General features: G+C 67.8%; 3 protein-coding genes. 2 read left to right on the top strand and 1 reads right to left on the bottom strand.

The features are described from left to right. Positions 1–47 precede the first annotated feature (47 nt). Positions 48–761, bottom strand: coding sequence for a class E sortase (locus ACQSSQ_RS12760; protein WP_431327451.1), 714 nt, complete (start codon positions 759–761; stop codon positions 48–50). A gap of 344 nt (positions 762–1,105) precedes the next feature. On the opposite strand from ACQSSQ_RS12760, the gene rpoB reads away from it, so the two are divergent. After that, on the top strand, positions 1,106–4,576 hold the full coding sequence (gene rpoB, locus ACQSSQ_RS12755) for a DNA-directed RNA polymerase subunit beta (protein WP_431327450.1): 3,471 nt from the start codon (positions 1,106–1,108) through the stop codon (positions 4,574–4,576). Positions 4,577–4,661: 85 nt separating this feature from the next. Beyond that, positions 4,662–8,540, top strand: a complete 3,879-nt coding sequence (locus ACQSSQ_RS12750; protein WP_431327449.1) for a DNA-directed RNA polymerase subunit beta' — start codon at positions 4,662–4,664, stop codon at positions 8,538–8,540. The last annotated feature ends 14 nt before the right edge of the window (positions 8,541–8,554 follow it).

Genomic DNA, 8,554 nt, shown 5'->3' with positions numbered 1-8,554 from the left:
GCGGTCCGGACGCGCGGGCGGGTACGCCGCCTGCCGACCGTGCCCGCTCAGACGTGGCGGGCGTCGACCAGCGTGCCGAACACGACCGAGCGGTTGTCGGTGTGGAAGATCTCCGAGCACGTGGTCAGCGTCAGGATCGCCTTGGTCGGCTCGGCGCGGCTGTGCTGGCTCTTGGTGCGCTTCGCCTTCTCCGGCACCGGCTGGACGACCCAGATGTCGGTGAAGTCCACGATCGTGTCCGTGCCGGACCCTTCGAGCACGTAGGTGTACACGTGGGTCCGGGTCTCGACGAGGACCTTGTCGCCCGCCTGCAGGTCGGGGAAGTCCTTGAACGGCTGTCCGTTGGTGATCCGGTGGCCCGCGACGGCGAAGTTGCCGAGCTGGCCGGGCCGCTGGGTGTCGGGGAAGTGCCCGACGCCCGAGGTGAGCGCGGAGTCGTCGACGCCTTCGACGACCGGCACCTCGAAGTCCTTGCCGAAGCGCGGGATCCGGAGGACGGCCATCGCCTCGCCGACCCGGAGCTCGTCCGTCGTGGCGTCGCCGCTGCGGTTGCCACGCCAGTCGTCGGCGAGTGCGACCGCCATCTCTCCCTGCCGCTGCTTGGCGACGATGTTGGTCCCGACGTACTTCCACGCGAACCACCCCGCGCCGACGACCAGGACCAGGGACAGGAAGGTCGCGAGCATCCGGGCGGGCCGCAGGTGCGGGGTCGGCTTCAGCTCCGGGCGCTCGCGGCGCGGCGGGGCGGTGTCGACGGGCACGACGGGCTCCTCGGGACTTCTCGGACCGGCTGCGGCGGCCGGCGTAACGCGGGTCACACCCAGGGTGACACACCCCCGGAGGACGCCGTGCGGCGCCGCCGGAACGCGGGCCGCGACACGACGCGTCCACACCGAAATGCTCGACCTGCTTGACCTGAGCGCCGGATGCGTTCATCATCGACGGCGAAGGCTTGACACCCTGGGTTGAAATCTGCCCACTGTGGCGTCTAGACTATTTCTTTGCGCCTCCTGCATCCTGCCCACAGCCCCTTGACCGGGGTCGTTCGGCATGGGTCCCGGACGGTGCCGCAACCGGGAACTGCGAGCCTTCGGAAGGACCCCTCTTGGCTTCCTCGCGCACTGCCGCCACCTCTGCCACCACCAATCCCCGCCGTGTCTCCTTCGCCAAGATCTCTGAGCCTCTCGAGGTGCCGGAGCTGCTGTCGCTCCAGACGGACAGCTTCTCCTGGCTGATCGGGGACGAGAGCTGGAAGGCCTCCGTCGAGCAGCAGCTGGCCGCCGGTCGCACGGACGTCTCCCAGAAGTCCGGTCTGGAGGAGATCTTCGAGGAGATCTCCCCGATCGAGGACTTCTCGGAGACCATGTCGCTGTCGTTCCGCGACCACCGCTTCGAGCCGCCCAAGAACACGGTCGAGGAGTGCAAGGACCGCGACGTCACCTACGCCGCGCCGCTCTTCGTCACGGCCGAGTTCATGAACAACGAGACCGGCGAGATCAAGAGCCAGACCGTCTTCATGGGTGACTTCCCCCTGATGACGGACAAGGGCACCTTCATCATCAACGGCACCGAGCGCGTCGTCGTGTCGCAGCTCGTCCGTTCGCCCGGCGTCTACTTCGAGCGCACGCCCGACAAGACGAGCGACAAGGACATCTACACCGCCAAGGTGATCCCGTCGCGCGGAGCCTGGCTCGAGTTCGAGATCGACAAGCGCGACCAGGTCGGCGTCCGTCTCGACCGCAAGCGCAAGCAGAGCGTGACGGTGCTCCTCAAGGCCCTCGGCATGTCCGAGGCCGAGATCCTCGAGCAGTTCGGCCAGTACGACTCGATCCGCGCCACGCTGGAGAAGGACCACACGTCCGGCCAGGGCGACGCGCTGCTCGACATCTACCGCAAGCTGCGCCCGGGCGAGCCGCCGACGACCGAGGCCGCCCAGCAGCTGCTGGACAACTACTACTTCAACCCGAAGCGCTACGACCTCGCCAAGGTCGGCCGCTACAAGATCAACAAGAAGCTCGGCACCGCCGAGGCCTTCGACCAGCAGACGCTGACCATCGAGGACATCGTCTCGACGATCAAGTACGTGGTCGCGCTGCACGCCGGCGAGACCGAGCTCGAGATGCCGGCCGGCTCGACCTTCGTCGAGGCCGACGACATCGACCACTTCGGCAACCGTCGTCTGCGCAGCGTCGGCGAGCTCATCCAGAACCAGCTCCGCACGGGTCTCGCCCGCATGGAGCGGGTCGTCCGCGAGCGGATGACGACCCAGGACGTCGAGGCGATCACGCCCCAGACCCTGATCAACATCCGTCCCGTCGTGGCGGCGCTGAAGGAGTTCTTCGGCACCTCGCAGCTCAGCCAGTTCATGGACCAGAACAACCCGCTCGCGGGCCTGACGCACAAGCGTCGTCTCTCGGCCCTCGGCCCGGGCGGTCTGTCGCGTGAGCGCGCTGGCTACGAGGTCCGTGACGTCCACCCGTCGCACTACGGCCGCATGTGCCCGATCGAGACCCCCGAGGGTCCCAACATCGGTCTGATCGGCTCGCTGGCGTCGTACGGTCGCATCAACTCCTTCGGGTTCGTCGAGACCCCCTACCGTCGCGTCGACGGCATCCAGGTCACCGACGAGATCGAGTACCTCACCGCGAGCGACGAGGACCGCTTCGTCATCGCGCAGGCCAACTCGCGCCTGAACGACGACGGCACCTTCGCCGAGGAGCGCGTCCTGGTCCGCCAGCGTGGCGGCGAGGCCGAGCTCGTCCCGGCCGAAGAGGTCGACTACATGGACGTCTCGCCGCGCCAGATGGTGTCGGTCGCGACGGCGCTGATCCCGTTCCTGGAGCACGACGACGCCAACCGCGCGCTCATGGGCTCCAACATGCAGCGTCAGTCCGTGCCGCTCATCCGCAACGACGCGCCGCTCGTCGGCACCGGCATGGAGTACCGCGCCGCCGTCGACGCCGGTGACGTGACCGTGGCCAAGGCCCCGGGCGTCGTCACCGAGGTGTGCGCCGACTACGTCGAGGTCATGCAGGACGACGGCGTCTACAAGACCTACCGGATGTCGAAGTTCACCCGCTCCAACCAGGGCACCTGCATCAACCAGCGTCCGCTGGTGAAGGAGGGCGACCGCCTGGAGAAGGGCTCGCCGATCGCCGACGGTCCGTGCACCGACGAGGGCGAGATGGCGCTCGGGTCGAACCTCCTCGTGGCCTTCATGCCGTGGCAGGGCCACAACTACGAGGACGCGATCATCCTGTCGCAGCGGGTCGTCCAGGACGACCTGCTGACCTCGATCCACATCGAGGAGCACGAGGTCGACGCCCGCGACACCAAGCTGGGCCCGGAGGAGATCACCCGCGACATCCCGAACGTCAGCGACGAGATGCTCGCCGACCTCGACGAGCGCGGCATCATCCGGATCGGCGCGGAGGTCTCCAACGGCGACATCCTCGTCGGCAAGGTCACCCCGAAGGGCGAGACCGAGCTGACCCCCGAGGAGCGCCTGCTCCGCGCGATCTTCGGCGAGAAGGCGCGCGAGGTCCGCGACACCTCCCTGAAGGTGCCGCACGGCGAGTCCGGCACGGTCATCGGCGTCCGCGTCTTCGACCGTGAGGAGGGCGACGAGCTGCCGCCGGGCGTGAACCAGCTGGTCCGCGTCTACGTCGCGCAGAAGCGCAAGATCTCCGACGGTGACAAGCTCGCCGGCCGCCACGGCAACAAGGGCGTCATCTCCAAGATCCTCCCGGTCGAGGACATGCCGTTCCTGTCCGACGGCACCGCGGTCGACATCATCCTCAACCCGCTCGGCGTGCCGGGCCGGATGAACGTCGGTCAGGTGCTCGAGACCCACCTCGGGTGGGTCGCGAAGGCCGGCTGGGACATCGGCGACAGCAAGGACGAGTGGGCCGAGCGCCTGCGCCGGATCGGTGCGGACCGCTCGCCGATGGACTCCAACGTCGCCACGCCGGTGTTCGACGGTGCGCGTGAGGACGAGATCCAGGGCCTCCTGGAGTCGACCCTGCCCAACCGCGACGGCGACCGCATGGTCGGGCGCGACGGCAAGGCGCAGCTGTTCGACGGACGTACGGGTGAGCCGTTCCCGGACCCGATCTCGGTCGGCTACATGTACATCCTCAAGCTGCACCACCTCGTCGACGACAAGATCCACGCGCGGTCGACCGGCCCGTACTCGATGATCACGCAGCAGCCGCTCGGCGGTAAGGCGCAGTTCGGTGGACAGCGCTTCGGCGAGATGGAGGTCTGGGCGCTCGAGGCGTACGGCGCCGCGTACGCGCTGCAGGAGCTCCTGACCATCAAGTCGGACGACATCCTGGGCCGCGTCAAGGTCTACGAGGCGATCGTCAAGGGCGAGAACGTCCCCGAGCCGGGAATCCCGGAGTCGTTCAAGGTTCTCGTCAAGGAGATGCAGTCGTTGTGCCTGAACGTCGAGGTCCTCTCGTCCGACGGCACCGCGGTGGAGATGCGTGACGCCGAGGAGGACGTGTTCCGGGCTGCTGAGGAGCTCGGGATCGACCTCTCGCGTCGCGAGCCCGCCAGCGTCGAGGAGGTCTGAGCCGCGGGGGCGCGGCCTCGCCGAGTCCGCGCCCCGCCTCCGACCTCGTTTCACAGATTTTTCATCACGAAGGAAAGAAGACAACGTGCTCGACGTGAACTTCTTCGATCAGCTCAAGATCGGCCTCGCCACCGCCGACGAGATCCGTGCCTGGTCGCACGGTGAGGTCAAGAAGCCCGAGACGATCAACTACCGCACGCTCAAGCCCGAGCGCGACGGTCTGTTCTGCGAGAAGATCTTCGGTCCCACCCGGGACTGGGAGTGCTACTGCGGCAAGTACAAGCGTGTCCGCTTCAAGGGCATCATCTGCGAGCGCTGCGGCGTCGAGGTGACCCGCTCCAAGGTGCGCCGTGAGCGCATGGGCCACATCGAGCTCGCCGCTCCGGTGACCCACATCTGGTACTTCAAGGGCGTGCCCAGCCGTCTGGGCTACCTGCTCGACCTCGCCCCGAAGGACCTCGAGAAGGTCATCTACTTCGCGGCGTACATGATCACGCACGTCGACGAGGACGCGCGTCACCGCGACCTGCCCTCGCTCGAGGCCAAGATCGACGTCGAGCGCAAGAACCTCGAGTCGCGTCGCGACAACAACATCGAGCAGCGCATGACGAAGTTCGAGGAGGACCTCGGCGCGCTGGAGGCCGAGGGCGCCAAGGCCGACGCCAAGCGCAAGGTCAAGGACGCCGCCGAGCGCGAGGTCAAGCAGATCCGTGACCGCGCGCAGCGCGAGATCGACCGTCTCGACGAGGTCTGGAACCGCTTCAAGAACCTCAAGGTCCAGGACCTCGAGGGCGACGAGCTGCTCTACCGCGAGATGACCTACCGCTTCGGCAAGTACTTCGAGGGCTACATGGGCGCGCAGGCGATCCAGAAGCGCCTCCAGGACTTCGACCTCGACGCGGAGGCCGAGAGCCTCAAGGAGACCATCGCGACCGGCAAGGGCCAGCGCAAGACGCGTGCCCTCAAGCGCCTCAAGGTCGTCTCGGCGTTCATGTCCGGCGACAACAAGCCCGCCGGCATGGTCCTCGACGCGGTCCCGGTGATCCCGCCGGAGCTGCGCCCGATGGTCCAGCTCGACGGTGGCCGTTTCGCGACCAGCGACCTCAACGACCTCTACCGTCGCGTCATCAACCGCAACAACCGGCTCAAGCGCCTGCTCGACCTCGGCGCGCCGGAGATCATCGTCAACAACGAGAAGCGGATGCTCCAGGAGGCCGTGGACTCGCTGTTCGACAACGGCCGTCGTGGCCGTCCGGTCACCGGCCCGGGCAACCGCCCGCTGAAGTCGATCTCCGACATGCTCAAGGGCAAGCAGGGTCGCTTCCGTCAGAACCTGCTCGGCAAGCGCGTCGACTACTCGGGCCGTTCGGTCATCGTCGTCGGCCCGCAGCTCAAGCTGCACCAGTGCGGCCTGCCCAAGCAGATGGCGATCGAGCTCTTCAAGCCGTTCGTGATGAAGCGCCTGGTCGACCTGAACCACGCGCAGAACATCAAGTCGGCCAAGCGCATGGTCGAGCGCGGCGCGCGCGCCGAGGTGTGGGACGTCCTCGAAGAGGTCATCGCCGAGCACCCGGTGCTGCTCAACCGTGCACCCACCCTGCACCGTCTGGGCATCCAGGCGTTCGAGCCGCAGCTCATCGAGGGCAAGGCCATCCAGATCCACCCGCTCGTCTGCTCGGCGTTCAACGCCGACTTCGACGGTGACCAGATGGCCGTCCACCTGCCGCTGTCGGCCGAGGCGCAGGCCGAGGCCCGCGTGCTCATGCTGTCGACGAACAACATCCTCAAGCCGGCCGACGGCCGTCCGGTCACCATGCCGACGCAGGACATGGTCATCGGGCTCTACTTCCTCACGCTCGAGCGCGAGGGGCAGCCCGGCGAGGGTCGTGCGTTCGCGTCGGCGGCCGAGGCGCGGATGGCGTTCGACCGTGGCGAGATCTCGCTGCAGAGCAAGGTCCGGATCCGGTTCCCCGAGGTCGTCCCGCCGGCTGGCGTGGAGGTTCCCGAGGGCTGGAGCTACGGCGACCCGCTGACGCTGGAGACGACCCTGGGTCGCGTCCTCTTCAACGAGGCGCTCCCGGTCGACTACGCCTACGTCAACTACCAGGTGGGCAAGAAGCAGCTCGGCACGATCGTCAACGACCTCGCCGAGCGCTACAGCAAGGTCGACGTCGCGGCGTCGCTCGACGCGCTGAAGGACACCGGCTTCCACTGGGCGACCCGGTCCGGCGTCACGATCTCGATCGAGGACGTCGTCACCCCGGAGCGCAAGCAGGAGATCCTCGCCACGTACGAGGACCAGGCGGCCAAGGTCCAGAAGCAGTTCGAGCGCGGCCTGATCACCGACGACGAGCGTCGTAGCGAGCTCATCGAGATCTGGACCCAGGCGACCAACGAGGTCTCCGCCGAGATGGAGAAGACCTTCAGCCAGGACAACCCGATCTGGATGATGATCCAGTCCGGCGCCCGCGGCAACATGATGCAGATGCGTCAGATCGCCGCCATGCGAGGCCTGGTGGCCAACCCGAAGGGCGAGATCATCCCGCGCCCGATCAAGGCGAACTACCGCGAGGGCCTCTCGGTCGTCGAGTACTTCATCGCGACCCACGGTGCTCGCAAGGGTCTGGCCGACACCGCCCTCCGTACGGCGGACTCGGGCTACCTGACCCGTCGTCTGGTCGACGTCAGCCAGGACGTCATCATCCGCGAGGAGGACTGCGGCACCGAGCGCGGTCTGCCCAAGCGGATCGCCGACCGTCTCGAGGACGGCCGCCTCGTGCTCGCGGAGAACGTCGAGACCTCGGCGTACGCCCGCAACGCGGCGACCGAGATCACGCACCCGGAGACCGGCGAGGTCCTCGTCGAGGCCGGTGGCGACCTCGGTGACCCGGAGATCGCCCTGCTGGTCGCGGCCGGCGTGGACGAGATCAAGGTCCGCACCGTCCTGACCTGCGACGCCAAGACCGGCACGTGCGCCAAGTGCTACGGCCGTTCGCTGGCGACCGGCAAGCTCGTCGACATCGGCGAGGCCGTCGGCACCATCGCGGCGCAGTCGATCGGTGAGCCCGGCACCCAGCTGACCATGCGCACGTTCCACACCGGTGGTGTGGCCGGTGACGACATCACGCACGGTCTGCCGCGTGTCGTCGAGCTCTTCGAGGCCCGCCAGCCCAAGGGCCGTGCGCCGATCTCGGACGCGGCCGGACGGGTCCAGATCGACGACAGCGACAAGGCGCGCAAGCTCGTCGTGGTCCCGCACGACGGCTCGGAGCCGCACGAGTACCCCGTCTCCAAGCGTTCGCGTCTCCTGATCGCGGACGGCGAGGAGGTCGAGGTCGGCCAGCAGCTCACGCACGGTACGCCGGACCCGCAGGAGGTCCTGCGCATCCTCGGTGTCCGTCGGGCCCAGGAGCACCTCGTGGACGAGGTCCAGGAGGTCTACCGGAGCCAGGGCGTGGCGATCCACGACAAGCACATCGAGATCATCGTGCGGCAGATGCTGCGTCGCGTCACGGTCATCGACCAGGGCGAGACCACGCTGCTGCCGGGTGACCTGCACGATCGTGCGACGTTCGAGGAGGCCAACCGTCGCGTGGTGGCCGAGGGCGGGCAGCCCGCCTCCGGTCGTCCGGTGCTGATGGGCATCACGAAGGCCTCGCTCGCGGTCGAGTCGTGGCTGAGTGCGGCGTCCTTCCAGGAGACGACCCGCGTCCTCACGGAGGCGGCGATCCAGGGCAAGTCGGACCAGCTCCGCGGCCTGAAGGAGAACATCATCATCGGCAAGCTGATCCCGGCGGGCACCGGCCTCGAGCGGTACCGCAACATCCGGGTGGAGCCCACCGAGGAGGCGCGTCAGGCGGCCTACGCGGTGACCGGTTACGAGTCGTACGACTATGACTTCGGCAACACCGGTGGCCAGTCGGTCGCGCTGGACGACTTCGACTTCGGCAGCTTCTCCGGCTGACCTACGAGGTCCTG

The organism is Mumia spirodelae (genome assembly GCF_050632745.1).
In the GTDB taxonomy this organism is placed as follows: Bacteria; Actinomycetota; Actinomycetes; order Propionibacteriales; family Nocardioidaceae; genus Mumia.
Note: the sequence above shows the minus strand (reverse complement) of the source record. Positions and strands in the feature narration are given on the sequence as shown.